This is a genomic window from Methylococcus sp. S1M (assembly GCF_051295855.1).
GTDB lineage: Bacteria > Pseudomonadota > Gammaproteobacteria > Methylococcales > Methylococcaceae > Methylococcus > Methylococcus capsulatus.
Genome location: NZ_JBPDXO010000006.1, coordinates 181,367 through 208,006, shown reverse-complemented (window position 1 = coordinate 208,006; position 26,640 = coordinate 181,367). Strand labels below are relative to the sequence as shown.

The following is a 26,640-nucleotide window of genomic DNA, read 5'->3' as shown; positions in this document are numbered from 1 at the left end:
TTATTCGGTCGTATGTCTTCAGGACATCAATGATTATTTCATCATCGACTTCTTGAACATGCGGTCCAGCTTGCTGTTGGTTTCTTCTGCTGCGGCTGCAGCACGGCGAGCAGCGGCTTCTGCGGCACCGGCCTTGGATTCAGCTGCCTGAGCAGCGGAAAGAGCCTCGTCAGCCGTGCTCTTGATGGAAGCCTGCTCGGCCTTCAGACCGTCGATCTGGGTCTGCAGGTTGGTGATGTCAGACTTCGAAGCGCACCCGACGGTCAGACCGGCGGCCATCAGAACCACTGCGAACTTGGTTGCTTTCATCATGTCGCTTTCCTTCTTTTGCGGTGAACGAAATTTACTACACAAGTATCCATTCCGGAGGGAGTGATCCCGCGGCGTAGTTTGCCGCGAAATCGCGAGCCTTTCCAGTGTTTTTTGAGTTTTTCCGGGTCTTGCATTCGTGTCAACGAATGACTACCAGGGTGCCTTTTCTTACCCATGGGGTAAGCTGGTCGATCTGTTCGTTGGTCAGGGCGACACAGCCGTGGGTCCAGTCGAACATCTCGTGCACCTGCCGGTTGCCGGCGCCGACACCGTGTATGCCGATCTGTCCGCCCAGTGGGGTATCCTGAGGCGGAGTCGCTTCCACCAGATGGGCACGGAGGATGTGCCGCACCAGCTGCTCGTCGATGAGACCGCGGATGAAGCCGCGCTTGGCGATCTCGGGATTCGGGTAGGTCAGTCCGAAGAAACGGTGGAACTTGCTGTTTTCGTTGATCCAGCCGATGCGGTATTCGCCCAGCGGCGTCTTGTTGTCGTTGCGGCGTTTGTCCACGCCCGCACCGTGCTGCCCGATGGCGATCTTGGTGAACACCTCCACCGGCGTGTCGCCCTGCATCACCTTCAGGACGTGGGGCTTGGTTTCCACCAGCAGCCAGGGATCCGGATTTTCGCTCTGCGCCGCAGGGGCGGCCGATGACAGTAACAGGAAAAGCATCGATGGATGAAAACGCTTGAACACCTTTTCTGTTCTCCTCTGTGAAGCAGACGGTAGAATACTAGCGAAAAAGCTCAGGAATCGAAATGTGTTTCGCGTTCCCGGAGAATGCCTTGGCGGCCGGCAATAACAACAATTCCGAATTATAAAGGTCAAAAAAACATCACGATGGCAGTGGAAATCCGCAAAACGACGCCCTATCCGGACCAGAAACCGGGCACCTCGGGCCTACGCAAGAAGGTGAAGGTTTTTCTCCAGGGGAACTATCTCGAAAATTTCGTCCAGTCGGTATTCGATACCGTTGAAACGGCAGACGGCGCCACCCTGGTGGTGGGGGGCGATGGCCGCTATTTCAACCGCCAGGCGATCCAGATCATCCTGCGCATGGCGGCCGCCAATGGCGTGGGGCGGGTGCTGGTGGGGCGGGGGGGCTTGCTGTCGACACCGGCGGCCTCCTGCGTAATCCGTAAACACAGGGCACTGGGCGGTTTCGTGCTGTCGGCCAGTCACAATCCCGGCGGTCCGGAGGAAGACTTCGGCATCAAGTTCAACGTCGCCAACGGCGGTCCCGCCCCGGAGAGTTTCACCGACCGGGTGTACCAGCGCAGCCGGGTCATCGATGCCTACCGCATCGTGTCCGCTCCTGATCTGGACATCGACACCCCGGGCCGCTCCCGCATCGGTGACATGGAGATCGAAGTCATCGATCCGGTGGCCGATTATGCCGAGCTGATGGAGCACCTGTTCGATTTCGGGTTGATCCGCTCGGGTTTCCGCTCCGGCGCGCTGACCCTGCGCTTCGATGCGATGCATGCGGTCACCGGCCCTTATGCGAAGCGCATCCTCGAAGAGACGCTCAGCGCGGCGCCCGGATCGGTGGTCAACGCCGTGCCGCTGGAGGATTTCGGCGGCGGCCATCCCGATCCGAACCTGGTGCACGCCCGTGAGCTGGCGGCGGTGATGTACAGCGGCCGGCCGCCGACCCTGGGGGCTGCCTCCGACGGTGACGGCGACCGCAACATGATCATGGGTGCCAACTGTTTCGTCACGCCCAGTGACAGCCTGGCGATCCTCGCAGCCAACGCCCATCTGGTGCCGGGTTACAAGGATGGCTTGCGCGGCGTGGCCCGGTCCATGCCCACCGGCCGCGCGGTCGACAGGGTGGCGGCGGCGATGGGGATCGAGTGCTACGAGACGCCGACCGGCTGGAAGTTTTTCGGCAATCTGCTCGATGCCCGCAGGATCACGTTGTGCGGCGAGGAGAGTTTCGGCACCGGCTCCGACCACGTCCGGGAAAAGGACGGCCTGTGGGCCGTGTTGTTCTGGCTGAATCTGATCGCCCTGCGCAAGCAGTCGGTGGCCGCCATCGTGGCCGACCACTGGCGCCGGTTCGGGCGTGATTATTATTCGCGGCACGATTATGAAGGCATCGAGGTGCCCGTAGCCGAGGGGATCATGGGGCGTCTGCAGGATCTGCTGGCCGAGCTTCCCGGCCGCGCCTTCGGTGACTACCGGGTGACGCTGGCCGACGACTTCCGCTACGTCGACCCGGTCGACGGCAGCGTCAGTGAGCACCAGGGTATCCGGATCGCCTTCGACAATTCGTCCCGTATCGTGTTCCGCCTCTCGGGGACCGGCACCGAGGGCGCCACCCTGCGCGTTTACATGGAGCGCTACGAGCGTGATCCGAACCTGCACAATCTGCCGACCCAGGAGGCGCTGGCGGACTTGATCGCGATCGCCGAGGATCTGTGCCAGGTCAAAAAGCGCACGGGCATGGCCCAGCCCAGCGTCATGACCTGATTCGCAGGGCGAAAGGCCGAAGCGGCGGGAGGGCCGCTTCGGTTTCCGAAACAATGATCGATCCATGAGATCCGGTGACGAAACGCCGCGCGGGGACATGGTATAACCGAAGGGAAGGCCCCCGGGGGCTGCGGAAAGCCCCCCTTTCGGCTCATTCCCGTCGAAAAAAGCCGCGATGCCCGGCACGGCCTGACGGGAGCCGAGGCATCCGTTTGCTGACAACGAGGTCTATAGCCACTGCCAGTGCTCGAACATCGCCGCCTGTCCGGCTGGGGCGCCCAGCTCGTCGAGCAGGTTCCAGACCACGGCATCCTGGATGCGGAACCTGCGTCCCTGACGGCTGATCCGGACGCCGGAATAGCCGTCGACATAGCCTTGCGCCTCCACTCTCGCCAATAGCGCCTCCCGCCCTTCCTGATCACCGGCCTCGGCGGAGAGCCGGGAAGGCAGGGCGGTGATTTCCTCCCAATTCAGGCCGAACAGCGCCATTGCCGTCTCGTTGGCGTAGTTGAAAATGGGATCAGGAGCGGTGTCATGCGAAAGCAGCGCCAGTGGCGCCCGGAACAAGTAGCGCGCCGCTTCCGGGGCGGTCATGCGGGCGGGCACCAGATCCCTTCCGGTGCAGTGGCGGAAGCTGCGGCGCAGGAGAGCGATGTGGTCGGCCAGAAATGCATTGTCTTCGCTGGGGCGGGAGAAGGGCATGGGGGCGGAAACCTCCTGACGGAATGGTGGGCGGTTATACTAGGCGGTCTTTCCTCCTTCGCACAATCGCTGTCATGCCTCTCGTTCGACTCTCGGATGTCGGTATCGCCTTCGGCGTCAAACCCCTGCTCGAAGCTGCCCATTTTCAGGTCGATCCGGGCGAGCGGATCGGTATCATCGGCCGCAACGGCGAAGGTAAGTCGACTCTGCTGAAAGTCCTGGCGGGGCAGCTCACGCCCGACGGCGGCGAAGTCTGGCAGCAGCCCGGGCTGCGGATCGGCTTCCTCGAGCAGATGCCGGCGCTGCCGGCCTCCGCGACGATCTACGACGCCGTGGCCGACGGTCTGGGCGAGACCGGCCGGCGGATCGCCGAATACCACCACCTGTCCGAACGGCTCGCGGACGGTGACACCTCTTGTCTGGACCGGCTCGGCGTCTTGCAGCAGGCGCTGGAAGCCGTAGATGGCTGGAGTCTGCGCCGCCGGGTGGAATTCGTGCTCGGCCGTCTCGCTCTGCCGGGTGAAAAACCGGTCGAAGGGTTGTCCGGGGGCTGGCAACGCCGGGTCGCGCTGGCCCGCGCCCTGGTCATCGAGCCGGATCTGCTGCTCTTGGACGAGCCCACCAACCATCTCGACCTCGAAACCATCGTCTGGTTGGAGCAGCAGCTGCTCCAGTTCGCCGGCGCCGTCGTGCTCATCACCCATGACCGCGCCTTCCTGCAGCGGGTGGCCACCCGCATCGTCGATCTGGACCGCGGCAAGCTGACCTCCTGGCCCGGTGATTACCGGGACTACCTGGCGAAGAAGGCGGCGGCGCTGGAGGAAGAAGAGAAGCGCAATGCCGAGTTCGACCGCAAGCTGGCGATCGAGGAGGCATGGATCCGCCAGGGCATCAAGGCGAGGCGGACCCGCAACGAAGGCCGGGTGCGGGCGCTGAAGCGGATGCGCAGCGAGCGTGCAGAGCGCCGCTCGCGGCAGGGTATCGCCAGGCTTGAGCTGGAACAGGCCGAGCGCAGCGGTAAGCTGGTGTTCGAGATCGAACATCTCTCCATCGCCTTCGGTGGTGTGCCGGTGGTCAAGGATTTTTCCGCTCTGGTGCTGCGCGGCGACCGGGTGGGCCTCATCGGCCCGAACGGTGCCGGCAAGTCGACCCTGCTGAGGCTGCTGCTGGGGGAGCTGCAGCCCGATGCGGGAACGGTCAGGACCGGCACCCGTCTCAAGGTCGCTTATTTCGATCAGTTGCGCGCCCAGCTCGATCCCGACCAGACCATCGTCGAGGCGGTGGGCGACGGCAAAGAATGGATCAGCCTGAATGGCCAGCAGATCCACGTCATGTCCTACCTCGGCAATTTCCTGTTTTCCCCGGAACGCGCCCGCACACCCGTGCGCAGTCTCTCCGGCGGGGAGAAGAACCGGGTGCTGCTGGCCCGCCTGTTCAGCCAGCCTTGTAACATCCTGGTGCTGGACGAGCCCACCAACGACCTCGACCTGGAAACACTGGAGCTGCTGGAAGAGCTGCTGGGTGAGTTCGAGGGCACGGTGCTCCTGGTCAGTCATGACCGGGCATTCGTGGACAACGTGGTGACCAGTGTCTGGGTGTTCGAAGGCGATGGCGTGGTCGCCGAATACGTCGGCGGTTATTCCGACTGGTTGGCCCAACGTCCCTCCGGGGTCGAGCAGACTCCGGTGGCTCAGCCGGCTGCCGTCAGACCGTCCGCGCCGAAGCCGGCCGGTCCGCGCACGCGCCTCAGCTACAAGGAGCAGCGGGAGCTCGAGAGTCTTCCGGCGGCGATCGAAAACTGGGAAAGCCGGCAGGCGGAGCTGACGGCCCGGGTGAACGAGCCGGATTTCTATCGCCGCGATGCCGCCGAAATCAAACGGGTTCTGCAGGAACTGGAGACCCTGCAGGCGTCCTTGGAGGAAGGGTATCGGCGCTGGGAGGCGCTGGAAGCGCGGGCGGCGGAAGCGTCGTGAGTCCGCCTCAGAGGAGGTGGCTCACCATGGCGCGCTCCTCCAGAAGTTCCACCTCGGTGAGCCGCAGCCGTTCGCGGCTGAAGGTATCGAGCGGCAGGTCCTGCACGATCCGGAAACGGCCGTTTTCGATGGTGACCGGGAAAGAGAACATCAGTCCTTCGGCGATTCCGTAGCTGCCGTCGCTGCTGACGGTCATGCTGACCCAGTCGTCTTTCGGCGTTCCCAGAAACCAGCTCCGCATGTGGTCCAGCGCCGCGTTGGCTGCCGATGCAGCACTGGATTTGCCCCGGATCGCTATGACCGATGCCCCCCGCTGCTGCACCGTGGGGATGAATGTTTCCACGTACCAGGCTGGATCCACCAGGGACAGCGCCGGTTTGCCCTTGACCCGGGCGTGATGGAGATCGGGGTATTGGGTGGGCGAGTGATTTCCCCAGATGACGACCCGGGAGATTTCCGCGACGTTGCAGCCGCAATGTCTGGCCAGCAGGCTGGTGGCCCGGTTGTGGTCGAGCCGGGTCATGGCGGAGAAGCATCCCGGGGCGAGGTCCGGCGCGTTGCGCTGCGCGATCAGGGCATTGGTATTGGCCGGGTTGCCCACGACCAGAATCTTCACCCGGCGGCTGGCCGATTCGTTCAGCGCGCGCCCCTGGGCCGAAAAGATGTCCGCATTCACCTGCAGCAGGTCCCGTCTTTCCATGCCGGGGCCGCGCGGTGTGGCGCCGAGCATGAAGACGGCCTCGGCGCCGTCGAAAACCTCGGCGGGATCACTGGACACCTCGATTTCTTGAAGGAGCGGCGAGGCGCAGTCGTCCAGCTCCATGGCCACGCCCTCCAGGACACGCTCGGCCGAGGGAACGTCGAGCAGTTTCAGGATGACCGGCTGATGCGGCCCGAACAGATCGCCCACGGCGATCCGGAACAGCAGGGAATAGGCGATCTGTCCCGCGGCTCCCGTGACCGCGACATGCACCGGCGTTTTCATTCCATCACCTTCCGAATTCTGTACTTAGGGGGCCGCCCTCATTCAATGTCGCCCTGCTGCACGGGTAGCCGATGCGGATCGGACACTCGGGATGGATGTCCGGCGAAGGCACAGGTACCGCCAAGGTTCACGCGGTGGCCGGCTATTGGAAGGCATTCCGCCTTGAAAATCAATATTCCCGGCGCATGTTTCGCCGCCGCGCCGGAATGGCTCAGGCGACCGTGTATCCCTGGCCGGCAATCGCCTTGCGGATGGCATCGGGATCGATCCGGTCTGGATCGTATTCGACATCGACACGGTTTTCCTTGTGCGAGGCCGTGACCGAGGTGACGCCGGCGAGCGCGGCCACGGTCTTGACGACGGTGTTTTCGCAGCCGCCGCATTTCATGCCCGTAACTTGAAGCTGGATGGTAGCCATGGTGGTCTCCGTGCGAGATGAGAGGGATGGCCGGGTCGCCCCGGAATTCCGCGATTATATCCGATGCACCCCGCGGGAGCGTGCGGGCGTCTTCCGAACCGTCGCTGCGAGCCCTTCCTCCAGCCCGTAGGCCGGCTGCCAGGCGAGGCGGCTGCGCAGAAGGGAGTCGTCGACGGCGAGATCGCCCAGCAGACGGCCGATTTCGGCGCGCTTCCCGGTCAGTGCGCCGGTCACCCGCAGCAGCGCCGGGGGAATGGACAGCAGCCTGGGTTTGCGGTGCATTGCCCGGGCGATGCTCCGGACCAGTTCCGCCGTGGAAAGGGGCGGGCCGTCGCTGACCAGGAAGGTCTGGCCGATGGCATCGGCCCTCAGCAGGCTGGTGGCGACCGCATCGGCCAGGTTGCCGACGTAGACCAGGCTGCGGCGGTTCTGCACGGCGCCGAAGGGCAGCGGAACGCCGCGCCGCACCGCTTCGACCAGCCGCCCGAAATTGGCCCGGACGCCGGGACCATAGACCAGCGGCGGCCGGAACACCGTCACGCCCAGCCCGGTTTCTGCCGCGATTTCGGCGAGCGCCCGTTCGGCCTCCCATTTGGAGATCCCATAAGCGTCTTCCGGCGCCGGTGCCATGGCTTCGGTGAAGGGAGCCCCGCTCGGGCTGGTTTCGCCATGGACCTTGACGGAGCTGAGGTAGACGAGATGTCTGACGCCGGTGCGCGCGGCGGCCCGGGCGAGGCGCTCCGTGCCGAGCACGTTGACTTGGCGGAACCGGCTCAGGGGGGCGGGACCGGTTTCGCGCATGACATGGACCCGGGCGGCGAGATGGATCACCGCGTCGACGCCGTCGAGCAGGCCATCCCAATCGGTGTCCGGTCCGATGTCGCCGACGACCCGCATCTCGGCGATACTCGTCGGCGGCGCTGCGCCTTCACGCCGGACCGCGGCGGTGACCCAATGTCCCTGGTCGACGAGCAGGGCCGTCAGGTGGCGTCCGACGAAGCCGTTGGCGCCCGTGACCAGAATTCTCATCGTGCCAGCATCTCGTGGTACAGGGACAGCGTCTGGGCCACGACGCTCTCCAGGGAAAATTCTTCTTCCGCCCGGGCCCTGCCGCGTGTGCCCATTAAGCGGCGCGTTGCCGGGTCGGCGATGAGGCGGCTGAGGGCGGCGGCGAGCGCCGCCGGATCGCCGCGTGGAACCAGCAGTCCGTTGTACTCGTGGCGGACCGCCTCCCGGCAGCCGGGCACGTCGGTGGTGACGATGGCCCGCGTGCAGGCGGCGGCTTCGAGCAGGGATACCGGGAGTCCTTCCCGGTAGGACGGCAGGCAGACGATGTTGCACTGCGCGAGCACTTGCGGCATGTCGCTCCGAAATCCCCAATACTCGACCACGCCCGACCGTTCCCACTCCCGTAACTGCGCTTCCGCTATGGCCGAAGGGTTTTCTGCGTCGCGCTGACCCACCAGGGCGAAGCGGGCCCGTATCCCTGCCTCGCGCAGCCGCCGGGCGGCTTCCACGAATTCGCCCACGCCCTTGTCCCACAGCATCCGGGCCGGCAGCACCACGAGCGGCGGACCTTCCGGCTCGGGGCTCGGCGTGAATTTCGCCAAATCCACGCCCGAGCCGCGGATCAGGCGAATGCGTTCGGGTTCGACCACGCCGTCGTCAGTGAGCTGACGCAGGTCGTCGGGATTTTCCACGATGGTCCGGCAGACCGGGGCATTCAGCAGGCGCCGGAAGGCGGCCTCGACCAGCGGGCGCAGGAGCCTCGCGCTCGGGCGGTCCGAAGTGAACAGGAAACCGAGGCCGGTCAGCGCATTGACCACGGCGCGCCGGCCGGTCAGGCGCGCGGCGAGCGAGCCATAGATCACCGGCTTCATGGCGACATGGTGGACGATGTCCGGGCGCTCGCGCCGGTACAATCCCACCAGGTCCGCGATCAGCCGGGCTTCGGTCAAAGGATTCCTGCTGCGCCGCGACAGCTGCAGCGGGATCAGGCGGAGTCCGGCGGATTCGATGATGTGTCCGTGCTCGGCGACGCGGGTCGCCACGCTCACTTCGAAGCCGGCTCGTTTGGCCGCGACCGCCAGCGACAGGCGATGCAGGCAGAAGAACCAGTCCTCGGTGACGACGAACAGGAGGTGCGGCTGGGGCATGGGAATGCGCTTTCAGAATATTCGATGAAGATGCCAGGGACGGCGGGCCGAACGCCGCGAATGAAGGCCGGTCCGCGATTCTACACGGCAAAACCACCGTTGTGGGATGCAAGCCCGAATGTGCCGCTTTCCCCCGTTTGATTTGCGTCCGTCAGCCGGGTATCGCTAGAATTCATCCTCCTCGTCCCGCCAGCATAGAAACCGGTTCGGGCAGCTGCGCCGGCAAAACCATTTATCGGCAATGATCTCATGCTGTTCAATTCCTACGGATTCATTCTTGGATATCTGCCCCTCGTGTGGGGCGGTTTTTTCCTTGTCGCAAGACACAGCCGTAAGCTGGCCGCTTTGTGGCTCGCCGCGGCATCGCTGTTCTTTTATGGCTGGTGGAATGTCAAATTCGTTCCGCTGCTGCTCGCGTCGATCGCATTCAATTACGCAACGGGCTATGCCATCGGGCATGCGCGCGATCCCAGGACGGCGAGGTATCTGCTGGCCGCCGGTATCCTCGCGGACTTGATGCTGCTTGGCGTATTCAAGTACGCCAATTTCTTTATCGACAGCATCAACGATATTTTTGGTCTGAATATCGATCTGGCAAAGATTGTCCTGCCCCTGGGAATATCATTTTTTACGTTCACTCAGATTGCTTATCTCGTCGATGTATTTCGCGGTATCGCCAAAGAGTACGATTTCATCCACTATGTACTGTTCGTAACCTATTTTCCCCATCTCATCGCGGGGCCCATATTGCATCACAAACAGATGATGCCGCAGTTCGCATCGGCCTCCATCTATCGGCCGCAGTATTCGAACGTTGGGATAGGGTTGACCCTGTTCACGATCGGTCTGGCCAAGAAAGTCCTGCTGGCCGACTCCTTCGGGGAGTATGCCGACCCCGTATTCGCCGCGGCAAAGGACGGCTTCGAGCCGAAATTCATCATGGCCTGGACCGGGGCGTTGGCTTACACTTTCCAGTTGTATTTCGATTTTTCAGGATATTCCGACATGGCGGTTGGTCTGTCGCGGATGTTCGGCGTCCAGCTCCCCCTGAATTTCAATTCGCCCTACAAGGCCTGGAACGTCATCGAGTTCTGGCGGCGCTGGCACATGACATTGTCGGCCTTTCTGCGGGATTATTTGTACATTCCGCTGGGAGGCAACCGTCTGGGACCGGCGAGACGCCATGTGAACCTGATGATCACGATGCTGCTGGGCGGATTGTGGCACGGCGCCAATTGGACGTTCGTCGTCTGGGGCGGATTACATGGCTCGTTCCTGGTCGTGAATCATGCCTGGCACGCGCTGCGCAGGAGGTTCGGATTTCCCCCGGGCGAGCCGGTCGGGATGGCAAGGGTGGCAGGGGTTCTGGTCACGTTTTTCTGCGTGGTCATCGCGTGGGTCATGTTCCGAGCGGACTCCCTGACTTCCGGCCTTCTCGTAGCCAAGGGCTGCGTGGGTTTGTCCGGACTGGCAGTATCGCAAAAGCTGGAGGGCATTGGAGAGATATTGCGGAGCCACGGGGTGAATACCGCAAACGGGCTCGTATTCACGGGCTGGTTCGAAGGCAATGCCGCGCTGAATCTTCTGGGGGGCGTGAAAATCACTTTGCTGGCGCTTACCGGATTTCTGCTGATTTGGGGGTTTCCCAACAGTCAGACTTTGATACTGCCCGAGTGCAGGAAAGACCATCGTGTTCTATCCCATCCGCGCTTCACGTTCTGGCTCGCACTCGCTTCCGGTTGCATGGCGGCCGTGGCACTGTCCAGCATCAGCAAAATAAGCGCCTTCTTGTATTACCAATTCTGATCGTCGATGTCATACGATAAACGCTATTTGCTGCGCTTTTTCGGCGCAACGGCGGCGGGGCTGCTCGTCATCTTCGGTGCCGGATTCTATGCCGAGCCATTGAGCGGTGACCTGACGCGCGTCGGCGGATGGACGGAGCGTGAATTCGGCTGGACGGAGCCGCTGCCGGAAATGCCCATCGATGGCAATTTTCCGGACATGAAAGCAGCCGGAATCCTGGTGCTGGGCGATTCGTTCTCGCTAGCCAACATCTGGCAGACCATGGTCGGGCGGGAGCGGGGTTTGAACGTTGCATCGCACAACTATGAGCAATTCGTCTGCATCGAGCAGTGGCTGGAAATGCTGGAGTCGAACGGCGTTCTGGCCGGCAGGACGGTCATCGTGGAGAGCCTGGAGCGTTTCTTTCCCAGCCGTTTCGGGAATATCGGAACCTGCCGCAAATCGAAGTCCCGAGACAAATCGGCGGTGAAGCCGTTCGAGGCTTTTACTCATGGCGAGATTCCAACCTCCAGGAGAACAGGGGGAGAAATCCCTACCGACGTCGTGTACTTGCTCAAAGTGCTCAAGAACGCTGTTTTGGAGGCATTGCTGGGCAGTGACGCCACGATCCATGGCGTGGCAGTCAACGCGCCGCTGACGTCCCGCGATCTTTTTTCCAACCGTCGTTCGGACCGGATTCTTTATTATTACGAAGACGATGCGGAGGGCAGCTGGAGCGATGAGCAGATCGGCAAAGCCGTCTACTCTATATCAGCCATCCAGCGCCGTATCGAGGCGGCGGAGGGGCGGTTTATTTTCGTGCTGGTGCCAAACAAGTCGAGTGTCTACGCCCGTTTCATCGTCGGCAGACCGGATGCGGACCGGTATACCACCGTGATCCGGAGGCTGGGTGATGCGGGAGTGGCCACAGTCGATATGTTGGCGCCGTTCCGTGGGCATGCGGAAAAAGAAGTCGATTTCTATCTGCCGGACGATACCCATGTCAGTACGAAAGGGTATCGGGTCCTGGGCGAAGTCATCTCGGGAGAGATGAAAAAGATGGCGGCGCGGTGACCGTGTCCGCAGCTTTTTGCCGCCGGAGTCGGATGGTGTCGCGGGCGCGACGGTCCAGAAGGGGTGTGTACGCAGGTCTTCCAATGCCGATCTCAGCGGGGGGGCACGCCGCAGTTTTCGTTGGCGTCGGTCGCAATCGCCCCAGGATCCCGTGCCTGCCCCGGTCACGGAGATGGGTGTGTCGATGAAGGGCGCATCGATCGTACCGGGAATTTCGTGCGCGACGATTCGCGTGCCGTTGACGACGACCCCGGGGACGAAATGGCGGAGCAAGGCGATCGTCCGCGGCGAGTCGAAGGAATCGACCGGGATCACCCGGTCTTCGGGGCATCGGCGCGTCGTCGAGGCGGTGGGCCGAAATGAGCGCCCGGATCCCTTGGGCGGAAAACCACGCCAGAAACTTGATGCAGACACGGCATCGTCCATCGCTTTGGGGGCGAAGGCGCGGTCCGGGCAGGAGAGCTTTTTTTGGAAAAGAAGGATGCAGAAACCGGCTCGATGGGAAGTCACAGTGCCGCGTGGCGATGGCCGCTTCCATCGCATGGGTATGGCGTCCAGAGGTGTTGAAATAGGCAGCGAGGAACCGGAGCACTCGTCGCAGGCGGTTTCGGCCGGAACCACCGGTGGCCCGGTGAATCCAGCCCGCTTCATTGCCCGGCAGGATTTGATTCCCGACTCACGAAGGTATGGCTGGCGGTTTTCCTGGCCCGCAGGGGTGGCGATCCGCCCCATCGGTTCCGGGGCGAAGTGATGGCGGGGTCCAGATTGTGGTGAGGGCATGGCGCCTTCCGGTGGCGTTTCTGGTGTTTCGGCGGGGATGATGGCGGCCGATCTGGCTGAGGTTTACGACACTCGGAGAGCCCGGCTCGCGTGAATCCGCCGTGGTCCGGGTTCATGAATGGCTCCTTCGGCAGCCCTGGGGCCGGCAGGCAGATGCCAGTATCTCCCGCAGCCGGGGGAGCTGGCTCTGGACGGAATAGGTGCGCACGACCTTTTCGCGGGCGGCCCTGCCCATGCGCTCCCGCAGCGCGGCATCATTGGCCAGCGCCGTGATGGCCTCCGTCCATTCGCCGTCGCTGGAGGCGAGGAATCCATTGACGCCGTGTTCGACGATCTCGGCGTTCACGCCCACGGGGGACGCGATGACGGGTTTGCCGCAGGCCATGTACTGGATCAGCTTGTAGCCGCATTTCCCGCGTTCCCAGGGGAGATCGGCCAGGGGCATGATGCCGATGTCCAGCGTCTCCAGCAGCTCGTATTCCCGCTCCTCGGACCAGGCGAGGCGCTCGGCCCCGGAAATCCCGACATCCGTGTCGCCCGTGCCGATGAGGACCAGGCGCAGATCCGGCGCATCGGCGACCCGCTGCAAAGGCATGCGCACGCGCCGGAGAAAAGGCGCGGTCGAGGGCGTACCGATCCAGCCGATCCGGACTGGCCTGGCCGGGTCCCGCGGCCGGGCGGTTTCAGGTTCGGGATAGCGGTTGAGATCGATGACGCTGGGAACGATTTCCACCTTCGCCGCGCCCGCCTGCCGCGCCCGCTCTGCCAGATAGGGGTTGCCGGCGACCACGACCCCGGCATTGCGCATCACCTCGTCGATCTTGCGGCCCAGCAAGGTCCGGAACAGCGGATTCCGGTGTCCGTCGTAGTTGTGGAAAACGGCATCGTCGTAATCGGCCACGTACGGGATGCCCAGCCATTTCAGCACGGCTTCCGCCGCCGCCGGGAGCCAGGGGAACAGTTCCTTTTCGATCCACAGCAGGTCGAAATGCCGAACCCCGACGAGCGCTTGCAGGCGGCGGAAATAGGCCGGGACGATGTGGCGAAGCTGGCGGTCATGCCGTTCGTACAGGGTCACCAGGTAGGCGTTGGACAGGAAGGCAGAAGTCTCGATTTCGATACCGTCTTCGGCCAGATACGGGAAATACTGATAAAACCGCACGCGGCTGCTGGCACCCAGCGTATCGTAACGGGTGAGAGCGAGAATCCTCATCGGCCGTTTTCCCCAGGCCGGCAGAGCGAGGCGTAAAGCCCGCCGAAAGCCTTCCAGGTATCGGCAAACTCGCCCGGCCTGCCCCGCCCCAAGGCATAGGCCGAACGTGCCAGCGGTTCCAGCAGCAATACGGCGGCCGAGACCAGAAAGGCATCGATCCCGGCAAAGTGCTTCCGGGCGTAGCGCAGTTTGCTGTGAGTGAGGTAATGGAGCCGGCGCGCGCTGATCTGACGGGACACGCCGCCGCCCCGGTGGAATATCCTGGCTCCCGCCAGATAGCGGCTGCCCCAGCCAGCCCGGCGGGCGCGCAGGGCGAAGTCCAGATCTTCGTAATAGACGAAGAAGCGTTCGTCGAAACCGCCGAGTTGCTCGAACACGGCACGCCGCACGAAAAAGAAGGCGCCGATCACCTGGTCGACGTCGCGGTCGCTGTCGTGGGGCCATTCGCCGAGGAAGTGGGGAGGGATCCAGCGCGGAAACAGGCGGTCCAGCCCGAGCGCCTGGCCGACGAGCCGCCAGGCGGTGGGGAAGCGGGCGCAGCAGCGGGCGACGCCGCCGGTCTCGTCCAGACACTGGACGCCGCAGATGCCAACGTGCCTTCCCGTTTCCGATTCCATGAACCCTAGAGGTATGCTCAGGGCGCCCGGATGGAGCCGGGTGTCCGGGTTCAGGAACAGCAGATAGTCGGCGCTTCCTTCGCGGGCGCCGAGATTGCTGGCCCGGCCGAAGCCGAGGTTGGCCCGATTGCGGATCACGCGCAAAGGGCAGGACGGTTCCGGCAAACCGTCCGCCGAGCCGTCGCAGGATGCGTTGTCGACCACGGTCACCGTGAGTGGTTCCGCCTCGCCGACGAGATTTCCGATCGACCGCAGGCATTCGCGGAGCTGGTTTCCGGAATTCCAGTTGACGATGACGATGTCGATGCCTGGCATGTTCGAAGTCTTGCGGAGGGCGTTCAGAACTTCGGCCGTTCCCAGCTCAGCGAGAAGTCGTAGTTGTCCCAGGCCAGGTTGGGACTGTAGGCCGGGTCGTTGCGCAGGAAATCGCCCCAGCGCTCGCGCATGTAGGCGCATTCCCGACGGAATCGTTCGATCTTGTCCGGCGCGGTGTCGTTGCCGCGGCTCAAGGACTCGTGATGGTAGAGTTCCGCGGCGGGTGTCCAGACGTTCCGGTAGCCGGCGGCTTTCAGGCGCAGGCAGAGGTCCACGTCGTTGAATGCCACGGCCAGGTCCGGGTCGAAGCCGCCGACGTCCACGAAGCTCGCTTTGCGGATCACCATGCAGGCGGCGGTGACGGCGGAGAACTCCTGCAGCAGCACCGCCCGGTCGCAGTAGCCGGGCAAGCCGCGCGGCAGGAACTTGTGGGCATGTCCGGCCACCCCGCCAACCAGGATCACGCCGGCATGCTGCAGGCGGTCGTTCGGATACCACAGACGCGCGCCCACGGCGCCGATGCCGGGCCGGGCCGCGAGGCCGAGCATCTCGCCCAGCCAGTCGGGGGTGATCACCTCGATGTCGTTGTTCAGGAAGGCCAGATACTGCCCCCGGGCATGCTCGGCCGCCCGGTTGTTGATGGCCGAAAAATTGAACGGGGAGGAGTCCGGAATCACCCGCACCCCCCGGGCTGCGATCTCGCGGAAATAGTCCAGCGTCTGCGCTTCGTCGCTGCCGTTGTCGATGACCAGGATCTCGTAGTGGTCGTACGCCGTGCGCGCTTCGATGCTTTCGATGCAATTGCGCAGAAGGTCGGCCCGGTTCCGGGTGGGGATGATGATGGAGACCAGGGGACGTTCCGGGGCCGGTGGGAAATGGACCGAGAGGCCGCGGGTCGCTTCCCGGCTACGTTCGATCCTGGCAGGCTCCCCCCGCCGCCCCAGATGGGCCGCGACCGCCCTGCCGTAGATTTCGAGCTCCTCCCCGCAATCCTCGCGGCGAGAATACGGGCGATGGCAGAGGATCGCCGGAATGTGGGCGATACTCTCGCTGCCATGGTTTTCGTAAATCTTGAATATGACATCGGGGAGAGCGCAGTTCCCGGAAAGCGCCGAGAAGCCGAGCTTTTCCAGACTGGCGGCACTGAAGAAAACCGGCGTCTGGAGATAGAACCGGGCCAGTGAAAGCTCGTAGTTCCAGTCCGGTTTGAACTCGGCGAAACAGCGGTGCTTCCCTTTGATCAAGTAATCGTGATCGCTGTAGATCAGCTTGAATTTCGGATAGCCGTCGATGCACGCAGCGACCCGGCTGATCGCATCGGGGGTCAGTCTGTCTCCCGCCTGCAGGAAACACACGAATTCCGAGCCCTCCGGCACGGCCGCCCGGAAGCTGAGCGGAGGCAAGTCCGGCTCCATGACGGCGACATGGCTGACGAGCCCCTGGAAATCCTGGGTGCGGATCGATTCCAGCGTCACCTCGATGTCGTCCGGAGACGCCGAACCGGTGGACCCGACGACGAACGCGATGTCCAGTGTGTGGAGGTGAGAGGTCTCCACCTTGGAACGGATCTTCGCCTCGCCCCAGGGATGCCGGACCCAAAGGGCGTAAAACACCGTGTGATTCAAGGTACCCAGGAGCAGCATGGCCGCCTTTTTGATTTCCCCGGCCAGCAGCATGCCAAGCGCGCGCTTCAAGGCGTGTCCCAGCGGGTGCCGATAGAGGGGAATGAACGGCAGGCCGAACACCGACAGCGCGGTATAGCGCAAGGTTTTCACCACGCGCGAGCGCGTCAGGAATCCTGGCAGCAGGGTATGGCGAGGGATCGTCGGGTTGATCCGGAAACGGACGGTACGCATCGGGGGGCGATAAAGAGGGAATCGGGCTACTTCGTGACGGCCGGGATGGGGTCACGCATCAGGCAGCGAAAAAGCAGCTTGAGTATATAGCTTTTGGGGCCTTTCCAGGCCATCGCCGACTTCAGATAGGAGAACAGGACGGTGAGGCCATGGTGAGCGGAGCGTCCGCAGGCTGAATACCACAGCAGGGCGAAATCGCGATGGAGCCGTCCCAGCGGAAGGCCGCATCGGGTGGACACCGCCCGTGCCAGCGCTTCCAGCCAGCGGCGGGCGTCGGCCAGCTGGTCCGGGGAGCCCTGAAAGGCGAGGGAAAACAGGTCGATGTGGAGCGTCTTTTGGTCGGCGGCAGGCGCCAATCCGAATGATTCCAGATGTTCGAGCCTGACCCGGTCGCGGGTGGCTATCTGTTCTCCCTTGTTGGTGTTGCTGACGTTCTCGGGATGGGAGCGGTAACGCACCAGGACTTGGGGCAGGTTGCCGATGTGCGTATAGCGGGCGAGCCTTGCCCAGAGCTCGTAGTCTTCCGCAAGCCTGTAGTCCTCCCGGTAGCGGAGGCCGTGCCGGTTCAGCACTTCCATACGGACGATCACCGAACTGTGAAGGAAGACGTTGTCGTCGAGCAGCCCGTAGACGATCTCCTCGTGCCGGCATGGCGGCCGGATCGTTTGCCGGAGCGATTCGTGGAACAGCTCATAGGCGGTTCCACACATGCCGATGTCGGGATTCTCGTCCAGGAAAGCGATCTGCTTCTCGAGACGGTCTGGAAGTGCGATGTCGTCGCAATCCATCCGGGCCACGAACTCGGTCTGCACCAGGTCGAGCCCCCGGTTCAGCGTCTTCACCAGTCCCAGGTTCTTTGGATTTCGCTCCACCTGCACGCGGGGATCGCCGAAGGACCGGGCGATGGCGAGGCTGGAATCGCTCGATCCGTCGTCGATGATCAGCAGGATGAAATCCCGAAAGGTCTGGTCGAGAATGCTCTCCATGGCAGCGGCGAGATACTTCTCGCCGTTATAGACCGGCATGAGGATGGTCACGCGCGGGGCGTGGCCGGGAGGGCGGGAATGATGTGTCATGTCGCGGTGAGGGACATGGTGGGGGCCACTATGCACTGTGAAACCGGCAACCAAACAATGCCATTGCTGCGGGTGAAGCTAAGGATACCAAGTTGGCGCCTTCGTGTCTCACGCGATCCTGATACGTCTCCAGCAACGGTAGGCCAACTTGAGTGTATAGGCCGGATTTCCCAGAAAACCGAAGGGCTGCCGCAGGAACTGAGCGAATACTTTCAGTCCGTGATCGGCAAGCCTGCCGCAGGCTGAATACCACAGTTTGTTGAATTCGAGGAAGGTGCTCACGGGATTCTGGCGGCAACGCCGGACGCCGACACGATAGAGTTTCGAAAGCCAGATGCCTGCCGCCGTCAGCTCCGGTAAATCCCCCTCGAAGCGCATGTCGAACAACTGGCGATGCAATGCGGCATCGCCGGGCCGGGGCTCGAGTCCGAGATTGGTCCGGTGGATATGCCTTATCTTCGCCGCGGCGATCTGCTGCTCGTGCCTGAAGCGGGAACTGGTATTGGCCGGATGAAAGCGGTACCGGACCAGCACGCGGGGCAGGTTGGCTAGACGGCTGTAGCGCGCGAAACGGACCCATAATTCGTAATCCTCGGCGTAGGCGAACGCCGGATCGTATCTGAGCCGGTAACGCTCCAGCACGCTGCGCCTGAACATGACGGTATTGTGAGCCATCACGTTGTCGAAAATCAGCGCGTAACTGATGTCCTCATGAGTGGTTGGAGGGCGCACCACGATGCTTTCTGTATCCGTGAAGCGCTCGTAGTACCCCCCGCATAAACCGACGTCCGGGTGGGCATCCATGAACGCCAATTGCTCTTCCAGCCGATAAGGTGTCGCGATGTCGTCTGCATCCATGCGGGCGACATACTCGGACTGAATGAGATCCAGGCTTTCATTCAAGGTATTGATCAGCCCTCGGTTCCTGGGGTTGACCTTCACGGAAAGCCGAGGGTCCTTGATGGATCTAAGGATCTCCAAGCTGGAATCCGTCGAACCATCATCGACCGCGAGCAGTGAGAAATTACGATAGGTCTGCGTCAGAAGACTGTCCAGCGCTTCGCGCAGATACTGTTCACCATTATATACCGGCAACAAGACGGTAATTCTTGGCACGGGTGCGGGAGTTGTCACGACTTTGGAGTTGGCGACCGGAATCGCTTGATTCGATGGTGTTGTATGCCACGGCGGGCTAATCCGGAAGTTCGTAGGGATAGCCGAAGTTCACGAAATCATCCTGATATCTGGCGTAAACTGCATCCTGGCTCTTCTTGTCATAGAATTCATGGAGGCTGGCGCGTCCGGCTCCCGTCTTGTTGAGATGCCGCAGCGTCGGGATTTCATCTGCTGGGATACCCAGTTTATGAAACGTAGTCACATAGTCTGTCGCATAGTTTTCAAATCGACCGATGTAGGCATATGGAACCCTGCTGTAATGAATGTTGATGGACTGGCTCCGCCAATGCGGATCCATGTCATGGTCGGTCTGGCCTATGATGGCATCGATGAACTCTGAAAAACTGCCGGGGGCCGCACCGCGGGGCATTCTTCGAGCTTGGGGGTTATCCTTTGCGGTACTGTTGTCGAATTTGTTGAGGTAACAGGATAGCAAGCGCTGATAAGGGTTTCTAACGAAAGTTACGAAGCGGTAGTTATTCTTGATCAGGTTGCTTAGGGTCGGCTTTGGAAAGATCGGCACGAAAGATTTGAGGGGGGAGGAGTCATAGTGAATGACTTCGAGGTTCAGCGGATCGAGGTCACTCTTCCTCCCCCGAAGTTCCAATTCGGCCATGGCGGATTTCAGCGAGGTGCAGCCCGTCTTCGGGTTGTCTATGTATACGTAGCGATAGCGGCTCGAAATATAAATTCCAAAAATGAAATCCGTGAGCGGGATCACGCGCAGGGCGTCGCGGGTTATCGGGCAGATGAGTTGGGTGACCGCGAGCCGAGCACGTTCAACGCGGGTCAAATTTTTATGAAAAGCCATGCTGCTTTCTGGGCTCTATGGGAATGGAGGTGGATGCGGAATTCAATTGAATCCGCGGAAAAATTTCCTGTACGTCTTATAGACGATTTGCCGCATATCCTCCCTCTTTGATGTGTAGTATTGGCTATCAATATCCAGGCGTATTCCATGTTCGCCGAGAGTGCGTACGAAGACATCCAGCCGTTGCCGATAGGTGTCTCGGAACTCCGTGAATGCCTGCTTGGTGAGCAAACTGTCGACCAGATCGTGCGCTTTGGCGTCGCCGATGTCGGCGACTGAGATGTTCGGGAGTGCAAAAAAATCGGTCAATTCGCGAGCACGTTGATCGTTCCAGATAAAGATACTTGGTATCCCGGCCTGCATGGCGACAATGCCGCCGTGGAACCGGTCTCCCAGATAGAAATCTGCTTGGGCGCAGAAAACTCGCCAGGCGTCGAGATTCTGAAAATACCAGAAATCTTTGAATGGAATCCTGCTGCCCAGAATGCGTTCGAATATCGGTCTGCAAAGCTCAGTCCGGACTCTACCAGTCGCATCATTATATAATCTTTCGTCATCCTTGCAGGTTCTGGCAATAGCTAGGAATTCATCCTGCATGATGTAATGGCTATCCGCGTCGCGAAACAGTGATATGAGTTTCTGGCTCCTTATCGACGGGTTGATGAGATGTCCAGAAGCAATTGCCATGGCGTTGCTTCCTCCTGAGGGAGGAGAGACAGCGAGCAGGTTCTGTGGATATACATAAAGGCTGGGGCATCCAAGTGCCTTTGCACGGTTCAATCCGACCTGGTGAAGCCAGTTTTCCGTTTCTTTTCCTCGTACACCGAAGATGAGCGCCTTTTGATCAAACATGCGTAACAGTCGCTGCGAACCTTCGGGTAAGGTCGAGAGGGTAGGGGGTAAAGAATCCTGCATGCCTATACCGAAAACCATGAAGTCGGTTTCGAGCGCGCTTACAGCATCGGCAAGGTTGCCTAGGTCGAAATCCTTCCTGATGGCATTTGCCATCAGAAACACAACTAAATCGAAGTGTTTGTGGATTTCATCCCGTATGCGTTCGGCACTCCATCCTAGCGCCAGTAGCCGTGTGAGATTCAGATGGCAGGAACGGGGTCGGTTGAGTTCCAGGATTCGACTTAATGACTCGCCGATAAGCATGTTACCGGTATTTTCGGTGAGCGAAACATTTGTTTCTATATTACGCAAAGATGCTCTGGCCGGGCGTGGTATGCTGTCCGAAAGAGGCAGTTGGCCTTCGAATGGATAGCGAGTATTTGTCGGAAGACGTGTAAAAAGAACACGGGGCAATCGCATGGCTATTCGTTAATCGTGTTGATGGCTTTCTGACGCGTGGAGAATTTGAAGCGTAATGGGGGCGTAGCATCCGAGTTTGTCTCCCCTGCGGCGCGCGATGCTCTGGATAAGACGATCGTCCGTACTTGCTGAAAACAGATCGACTGTACAAACGTTATCCTGCTCCAGGAGATGTTCGTCGGAACCCCATAAATCCAGTCGGACGAAATAGGTTCCTGGTGTCAGGTGGTGGTCGCTGATGCGGAGTCTAAATTGTTGTGGCCCAGGTTCGAGATGGTCCAGTTCGGCTTTGCAAGTCAATACCAGCGCTCCAATGGTATTGATGAAGCCGATAGTGACAACGAGCCGCGAGGTGTGCTGCTCAGTGGTGAAGCAAAATTGGAAATTGAGCGGCTTGTTGAAGCCGATATCGGTTTCCTGGCGTAACCAACGGAAATTTACATCGTCAATCCAGTCTACCTTGGTTCTCATTGGCAAACTGATATCTTCTCCGGCGTCGGCGCTCAAATATTTGGTGACGGCATCGCGAGTATCTGCATCGCAAACCATTTGGCCCCGGTCGAGCACCAGTGCCCGCTGTGTCAATTGCATGATGGAATGCATGTTATGGCTGACGAACAGCAAGGTTCGTCCTTCCTCACTGATTTCATGCATCTTTCCAATGCATTTTTTCTGAAATCGGGCATCGCCAACGGCGAGGACTTCGTCGACGATCAAAATCTCGGGATCGATATGGGCCGCGACGGCAAAACCGAGGCGGACATACATGCCGGACGAGTAATGCTTGACCGGGGTATCGAGGAACTGTTCGACCTCGGCGAAGTCGACGATTTCGTCGAACTTCCTGCCGATTTCGGCCTTCGACATGCCGAGCATGGCGCCATTGAAGTAGATGTTTTCCCGCCCTGTCAATTCGGGGTGGAAACCGGTGCCCACCTCGAGCAGGCTGGCGATGCGTCCCCGGATTCTGATCCTTCCGGTGGAAGGTTCCAGCGTGCGGGAGAGGATTTTGAGGAGGGTCGATTTGCCCGCGCCATTCCGGCCCAGGAGCCCGATTCTCTCGCCTGGGCGGATTCCAAAAGAGATGTCCTTCAGTGCCCAGAATTCTTCCGTCTGGTCGGTCTCATCCCGACGGAGGAGCGACCGGCCGAGGTGAGACAACGAGCCGGCCAGGGCGTCCCGTAGACTGTCGTTGGGGCGGTTGCGCTGATGGTGGAGGATGAAGGACTTGCCGACGGATTCGGCCTGAATGGCGTAAGACATGTTCAGAGCAGTTCGGCGAAACGCTTTTCGATGCTGCGGAAATAGGCGATGCCGCTGGCGGTGGCGAGGGTGGCGATGCCCAGCGATATCGCGAGCTCCTGGAGCGGCGGCGTCGGCGAACTGGCAAAGACCGACCAGCGCAGTCCCTCGATGATCCCGGTGAAAGGGTTGAGCGCGTACCACACGCGCCAGCGCTCGGGAATGATCGCCGCGCTGTAGGCGATGGGCGAAATGTAGAGGCCCATCTGCAAGGCGAACGGCACGACCTGGCGGAAATCGCGGAAGCGTACGCTCAATGCGGAAACCCACACGGCGCAGCCGAAAGTCAGCAGCAGGGCCGGCAGAAGGATGAGCGGGAGGAAAAGCATGTTCAGGGTCACGGCGACCTGCTGCCAGGCCAGCAACACGGCCAGCATCGCCAGTCCGACGGCGAGTTCGACCAAGTTGACGATGGCCCCGCTGATCGGAATGATGATGCGCGGAAAGTAGACCTTGGTGATGATGTTCTCCTTGTTGGCGAGACCGAGGCTCGCCTCATTGACGGCGCTTGCGAAAAACTGCCAGGGGATCATGCCGACCAATACCAGTGCTGAATAGGGTGCTCCCTCTGAGGGAAGCCGCGCCAAACGCCCGAAAATCAGGGTGAACACGATGATGGTGAACAGAGGCCGAACGAGCGCCCAGGCCAGACCGATCGCCGTCTGTTTGTACCTGACCAGAATGTCGCGCCATGCCAGAAAATAAAACAGTTCACGGTAACGCCAGACATCTCTCCAGTAATGGTGTTCGCTTTTTCCTGCTTCTATGATGATTTCTGGATGGCTGGACACGGAGATTGGATTTGTGGTGGACGTAAAGTTTTCGCGCGTGTTTAGGCTGGGGTGTTTTTAGTGATCTGATTCCGGTGATTGTCGTTATTTTTCTGGTGCTGATGACCTCCTGATCATATATAATGAGGATGAAATAAACGGTAACGTACCAGTGTGTAATCTGCGGGACGTGCCGATGATACCAGTTGTGCCTCGCCACCACGCCCTTGCGCTCTGGATGTGGCATCGCAGGCGTCTATCGGAAGCAAATTTTACCAGCAAATGCCGAGGGGCGTCCAAGATTCGCTGATTACCGCATGCGCGGCAGCGTATGGATCGAAGATGAGGAGATCACGCCTAGGCGCCGGGCTCGCCGGAATGGGTGTCGGATCGTTCGAGCGGCTTGCTTTTAGGGAGCGACAAGCCGCTTTGATGCTGATTCGATCGGTTCGCCACATTTTCGGTTTGAGGAGAGAGTGGAGCCGTAGCAGGCTTAGGAACTGCGTTTTGATAATGGAGGCTGTCCCACGATCCCGTCAAGTTGTGCTGTCCGCCAGGCGGCTAGCCCTGAACGAAGTTGATGGGGGGCGAAGCGATCTGTCGCCAGCTTCGACTCTGCTCGGCCTGCGGCGGCTTGGGTCTGACTGAAGGTGTTTTTGGGGTGCGCAGCGTTTCGCAGTTCTTAAGGCATTGGCGTGGTGTCCTGAATGCGGTGATAATGAAATTTTTGTCTTCATGCTGACTTTGGTTTTTTTATGGTGATTGACTTTGGGTTTTTGGTAGAAAGATTTCGCAAGGAATGGGATTTGGTGAGATCAAGAGCGATCAATACGGATTCGGTGCGGACGGTATGTATGGTCTTGGGTCCTTACCGCAATCTGACGACGTTGACCGCATCAGTTCTATTTCTCCATCCTAAATGTCAGGTGCTGAATCATGGTGGCCAGCGAGTATTTGGTGATAGCAGGCTAGACTGGATTGCGCATTATGATGACAAGGTGTTCGAGAATTTCTTGCGTTACTCTATCTATATATCGAAAGGCGGGAGGCGAGGGCAGTATGGCGGGTCCATAGTTCACTCGCATGCCTTTGATGAGAAATACAATACGTCAACCCTTTTCAGGGAAGCTGCTCTTGGTCTAGTGAAAGAAAATATCGAGAGCTTGTTCTGGAAGGACTCTTTGCGGATATCGAATCATATCCGGTCGAGTGGTGTTGAACTCTTCGAGTTGCTTGAGAAAGAGCCGAGGATAAGGTTTTTGATGCCCATAAGGAATCCCATGGACTGTGCTAAATCAAACATTTTGACCGGGCATGTCGGCTTGTTTGGTAGGGGGCTCGAGCAACAGTCCGAAGAGGATGTGCTGGAGTTGATCCTTGACGAAATTCTTTGGTTTAAGAGGCTCCAATCATCTGAGCCAAATCGTTTCTATGATTTCTTTGAATTTGATCTTGGCTGGAATGTATTGGTTGATATGGAGAAATTTCTATGCCTGACCCCGAATGCCGAATGGGCTTCGATGGCATTAAAGGCGTGTTCGGTGGAATCCAAGTATGATCACAGTGATTCATTCGTTTCGTATTTTCGTGATTCGGTAACAAGGAAATTTGCAGAATATCCTGAATTTGCTGATAACATGTTGAAATTTGCGGCCGGAGCGACTTGAATAGGGTTCGTTCGGTTTGATTGGACTCGGTGTCGGATGATCGAGCTTTTGCGGCTTATCGATGGCTAAGCTTTACCATCCAATACAGAAGAGGATCGTCCGGCGCTCGTTGCAAGGTGGTGGGGAACTTGCGAAGAGAATGTCTTTAGCGTCGCCGCCGGACGCTTCGCCCTTGCTCGCCCGTCTCTATCAAAACCGTTCGGTTTTCACGCCGGAAGACTTGGGGCGCTCGCTGAACGAACTCCCGGCGCCGTCGTTGCTGAAAGGCATGGATGCGATGACGGCGGAGCTCGAGGCGGCGATCCGTGGGCAGAAGTCGATCATGATCGTGGCCGATTTCGATGCGGACGGTGCGACGAGCTGCGCGGTGGCGATGCGTGGCTTGCGGGCGCTGGGCGCCGAGCGGGTATCCTTCATCGTGCCCAACCGTTTCACTTGCGGTTACGGCCTCACGCCGGAGCTGGTCGAACTGATATTCCGGGGCGGCGCCACGCCCCCGGATGTGCTTCTCACCGTGGACACCGGCATCGCCTGCCATGCCGGCATTGCGGCGGCCAGGACGCGGGGCATGAAGGTGCTGGTCACCGATCACCACTTGCCCGGGGAGTCGTTGCCGGCGGCGGATGCGATCGTCAACCCCAATCTGCCCGGCGACGGATTTCCCGGGAAGGCGCTGGCGGGCGTCGGCGTCATCTTCTACGTACTTTCGGGGCTGCGCAGCCGTCTGCGTGAGAGCGGCTGGTTCGAAGGGGGGCGGCGGCCGCCGAATTTGGCGGAACTGCTGGATCTGGTGGCCCTGGGAACCGTCGCCGACGTGGTTCCCCTGGATCGGGTCAACCGTATCCTGGTGCATCAGGGATTGCAGCGGATTCGCGCGGGCCGGGCCTGCCCCGGCATTCGGGCGCTGCTGGAGGTGGCCGACGCGAAGCGCGGTGGCGCCGCTCCCACGGCGGGCACGCTCGGTTTCACGCTGGGACCGCGGCTGAACGCGGCCGGCAGGCTGGACGACATGAGCCTGGGCATCGCCTGCCTGCTGGCGGACGACATGAACGCCGCGAAGGAGCTTGCGGAACGGCTGGATGGGATGAACCGCGAGAGGAAGACGATCGAGGCCCAGATGCAGGCCGAGGCCTGGGCGATGTTGCGGATCGGGGCGGAGCCGCTCCCACGGCAATCCGATCGTTGGAGCGGCTCTGCCGCGATCGTGTTCGATCCCGCTTGGCATCAGGGGGTGATCGGCATTCTGGCCTCGCGGATCAAGGACCGGCTGCATCGGCCGGTGATCGCGTTCGCACGGGGTGAGGATGGGTTGCTCAGGGGGTCGGCGCGGTCCATCGCCGGGGTGCACGTGCGCGACGTCCTGTGCGCCGTAGCGGCCCGCCATCCCGGCCTGATCGTCCGCTTCGGCGGTCATGCGATGGCGGCCGGCCTCGCCCTGGAGGAGAGCCGTCTGGCGGCGTTCACGGAGGCGTTCGAGGCGGAAGTGGCGGGTGTGCTCGAAGGGGTGGACCTGGAGCATGCGGTGGTGACGGATGGGGAGCTGCCGCCGGACGACTTCCATCTGGACACGGCGCGCTGCCTGCGCGATGCCGGCCCCTGGGGCCAGGGGTTCCCGGAGCCCTTGTTCGACGGGGAGTTCGACGTGCTGGGCATGCAGATCGTCGGTGAGAAGCATCTCCGGCTGACGCTCGAGGTGCCGGGTGCGGCGCGCCAGGTGGAAGGGGTTGCGTTCTTCGTCGCCGATCCGCCGGCATGGCTGGGGTGCCGGCGGCTGCGCGCGGCCTACCGGCTGGACGTCAACGAGTTCCGGGGCGTTTCCAACCTTCAGCTCGGCATCGAGTACATGGAGCCGGTGTCCTAGC

General features: G+C 60.9%; 23 protein-coding genes. 7 read left to right on the top strand and 16 right to left on the bottom strand.

The features are described 5' to 3' along the window. Positions 1–33: 33 nt before the first annotated feature. Positions 34–312 carry an Lpp/OprI family alanine-zipper lipoprotein gene (locus ACSHWJ_RS12215; protein WP_026045896.1) on the bottom strand — a complete coding sequence of 93 codons (279 nt, stop codon included), beginning with the start codon at positions 310–312 and terminating at the stop codon, positions 34–36. 139 nt (positions 313–451) lie between these two features. Continuing rightward, on the bottom strand, positions 452–1,009 hold the full coding sequence (locus ACSHWJ_RS12210) for a L,D-transpeptidase family protein (protein ID WP_143708449.1): 558 nt from the start codon (positions 1,007–1,009) through the stop codon (positions 452–454). A gap of 144 nt (positions 1,010–1,153) precedes the next feature. Between ACSHWJ_RS12210 and ACSHWJ_RS12205 the strand changes: the two genes are divergently transcribed. Beyond that, positions 1,154–2,788, top strand: a complete 1,635-nt coding sequence (locus tag ACSHWJ_RS12205) for an alpha-D-glucose phosphate-specific phosphoglucomutase (protein WP_010959952.1) — start codon at positions 1,154–1,156, stop codon at positions 2,786–2,788. Between the two features lie 228 nt (positions 2,789–3,016). Here ACSHWJ_RS12205 and ACSHWJ_RS12200 read toward each other — a convergent pair whose 3' ends face one another. Further along, positions 3,017–3,490, bottom strand: a complete 474-nt coding sequence (locus ACSHWJ_RS12200) for an MEKHLA domain-containing protein (protein WP_010959953.1) — start codon at positions 3,488–3,490, stop codon at positions 3,017–3,019. 74 nt (positions 3,491–3,564) lie between these two features. Here ACSHWJ_RS12200 and ACSHWJ_RS12195 point away from each other — a divergent pair, with 74 nt between their 5' ends. Then, on the top strand, positions 3,565–5,463 hold the full coding sequence (locus ACSHWJ_RS12195; RefSeq protein ID WP_218797342.1) for an ATP-binding cassette domain-containing protein: 1,899 nt from the start codon (positions 3,565–3,567) through the stop codon (positions 5,461–5,463). Positions 5,464–5,470: 7 nt separating this feature from the next. On the opposite strand, the gene ACSHWJ_RS12190 is transcribed toward ACSHWJ_RS12195, so the two are convergent. The 4 genes from ACSHWJ_RS12190 to ACSHWJ_RS12175 all read right to left on the bottom strand — a co-directional run bounded on the left by ACSHWJ_RS12190 (position 5,471) and on the right by ACSHWJ_RS12175 (position 9,022). Next, positions 5,471–6,448: a malate dehydrogenase gene (locus ACSHWJ_RS12190; protein WP_010959955.1), complete on the bottom strand. Its 978-nt coding sequence runs from the start codon at positions 6,446–6,448 to the stop codon at positions 5,471–5,473. A gap of 211 nt (positions 6,449–6,659) precedes the next feature. After that, positions 6,660–6,866: a heavy-metal-associated domain-containing protein gene (locus ACSHWJ_RS12185; protein ID WP_010959956.1), complete on the bottom strand. Its 207-nt coding sequence runs from the start codon at positions 6,864–6,866 to the stop codon at positions 6,660–6,662. A 54-nt stretch (positions 6,867–6,920) separates the two neighbouring features. Next, a complete protein-coding gene (locus ACSHWJ_RS12180; RefSeq protein WP_432539817.1) occupies positions 6,921–7,895 on the bottom strand; it encodes a UDP-glucose 4-epimerase family protein in 975 nt (324 codons plus the stop codon). Continuing rightward, on the bottom strand, positions 7,892–9,022 hold the full coding sequence (locus ACSHWJ_RS12175) for a glycosyltransferase family 4 protein (protein ID WP_432539818.1): 1,131 nt from the start codon (positions 9,020–9,022) through the stop codon (positions 7,892–7,894). The genes ACSHWJ_RS12180 and ACSHWJ_RS12175 overlap by 4 nt, the downstream gene beginning before the upstream one ends. A 249-nt stretch (positions 9,023–9,271) precedes the next feature. Here ACSHWJ_RS12175 and ACSHWJ_RS12170 point away from each other — a divergent pair, with 249 nt between their 5' ends. From ACSHWJ_RS12170 to ACSHWJ_RS12160, 3 genes are all read left to right on the top strand, one after another. Further along, positions 9,272–10,828 (top strand): MBOAT family O-acyltransferase, encoded by a 1,557-nt coding sequence (locus ACSHWJ_RS12170; RefSeq protein WP_432539819.1) that lies wholly within the window; start codon positions 9,272–9,274, stop codon positions 10,826–10,828. 6 nt (positions 10,829–10,834) lie between these two features. Next, positions 10,835–11,881, top strand: a complete 1,047-nt coding sequence (locus ACSHWJ_RS12165; RefSeq protein ID WP_238536835.1) for an alginate O-acetyltransferase AlgX-related protein — start codon at positions 10,835–10,837, stop codon at positions 11,879–11,881. Positions 11,882–12,065: 184 nt separating this feature from the next. Then, entirely contained in the window at positions 12,066–12,632 is a 567-nt protein-coding gene (locus tag ACSHWJ_RS12160; protein WP_432539820.1) for a hypothetical protein, read from the top strand. A 141-nt stretch (positions 12,633–12,773) separates the two neighbouring features. Here ACSHWJ_RS12160 and ACSHWJ_RS12155 read toward each other — a convergent pair whose 3' ends face one another. The 9 genes from ACSHWJ_RS12155 to ACSHWJ_RS12115 all read right to left on the bottom strand — a co-directional run bounded on the left by ACSHWJ_RS12155 (position 12,774) and on the right by ACSHWJ_RS12115 (position 23,132). Further along, entirely contained in the window at positions 12,774–13,874 is a 1,101-nt protein-coding gene (locus tag ACSHWJ_RS12155; RefSeq protein ID WP_432539821.1) for a glycosyltransferase family 4 protein, read from the bottom strand. Next, on the bottom strand, positions 13,871–14,806 hold the full coding sequence (locus ACSHWJ_RS12150) for a glycosyltransferase family 2 protein (protein WP_010959964.1): 936 nt from the start codon (positions 14,804–14,806) through the stop codon (positions 13,871–13,873). Before ACSHWJ_RS12150 ends, ACSHWJ_RS12155 begins: the two co-directional genes overlap by 4 nt. Positions 14,807–14,829: 23 nt before the next feature. After that, positions 14,830–16,662 carry a glycosyltransferase family 2 protein gene (locus ACSHWJ_RS12145; protein WP_432539822.1) on the bottom strand — a complete coding sequence of 611 codons (1,833 nt, stop codon included), beginning with the start codon at positions 16,660–16,662 and terminating at the stop codon, positions 14,830–14,832. 26 nt (positions 16,663–16,688) lie between these two features. Beyond that, entirely contained in the window at positions 16,689–17,738 is a 1,050-nt protein-coding gene (locus ACSHWJ_RS12140; RefSeq protein WP_143708451.1) for a glycosyltransferase family 2 protein, read from the bottom strand. Positions 17,739–17,846: 108 nt separating this feature from the next. Continuing rightward, positions 17,847–18,854, bottom strand: coding sequence for a glycosyltransferase family 2 protein (locus ACSHWJ_RS12135; RefSeq protein ID WP_161625754.1), 1,008 nt, complete (start codon positions 18,852–18,854; stop codon positions 17,847–17,849). Positions 18,855–18,930: 76 nt separating this feature from the next. After that, entirely contained in the window at positions 18,931–19,725 is a 795-nt protein-coding gene (locus tag ACSHWJ_RS12130) for a sulfotransferase family protein (RefSeq protein WP_333688381.1), read from the bottom strand. 42 nt (positions 19,726–19,767) lie between these two features. Then, positions 19,768–21,039 carry a polysaccharide pyruvyl transferase family protein gene (locus tag ACSHWJ_RS12125; protein ID WP_432539823.1) on the bottom strand — a complete coding sequence of 424 codons (1,272 nt, stop codon included), beginning with the start codon at positions 21,037–21,039 and terminating at the stop codon, positions 19,768–19,770. A 9-nt stretch (positions 21,040–21,048) separates the two neighbouring features. Continuing rightward, positions 21,049–22,302 (bottom strand): ABC transporter ATP-binding protein, encoded by a 1,254-nt coding sequence (locus ACSHWJ_RS12120; protein WP_010959970.1) that lies wholly within the window; start codon positions 22,300–22,302, stop codon positions 21,049–21,051. A gap of 2 nt (positions 22,303–22,304) precedes the next feature. Continuing rightward, positions 22,305–23,132: an ABC transporter permease gene (locus ACSHWJ_RS12115; RefSeq protein ID WP_010959971.1), complete on the bottom strand. Its 828-nt coding sequence runs from the start codon at positions 23,130–23,132 to the stop codon at positions 22,305–22,307. Between the two features lie 734 nt (positions 23,133–23,866). On the opposite strand from ACSHWJ_RS12115, the gene ACSHWJ_RS12110 reads away from it, so the two are divergent. Further along, positions 23,867–24,778 carry a hypothetical protein gene (locus ACSHWJ_RS12110; RefSeq protein ID WP_282213560.1) on the top strand — a complete coding sequence of 304 codons (912 nt, stop codon included), beginning with the start codon at positions 23,867–23,869 and terminating at the stop codon, positions 24,776–24,778. 61 nt (positions 24,779–24,839) lie between these two features. Further along, positions 24,840–26,639, top strand: coding sequence for a single-stranded-DNA-specific exonuclease RecJ (gene recJ, locus ACSHWJ_RS12105; protein ID WP_432539824.1), 1,800 nt, complete (start codon positions 24,840–24,842; stop codon positions 26,637–26,639). Position 26,640: the final 1 nt, after the last annotated feature.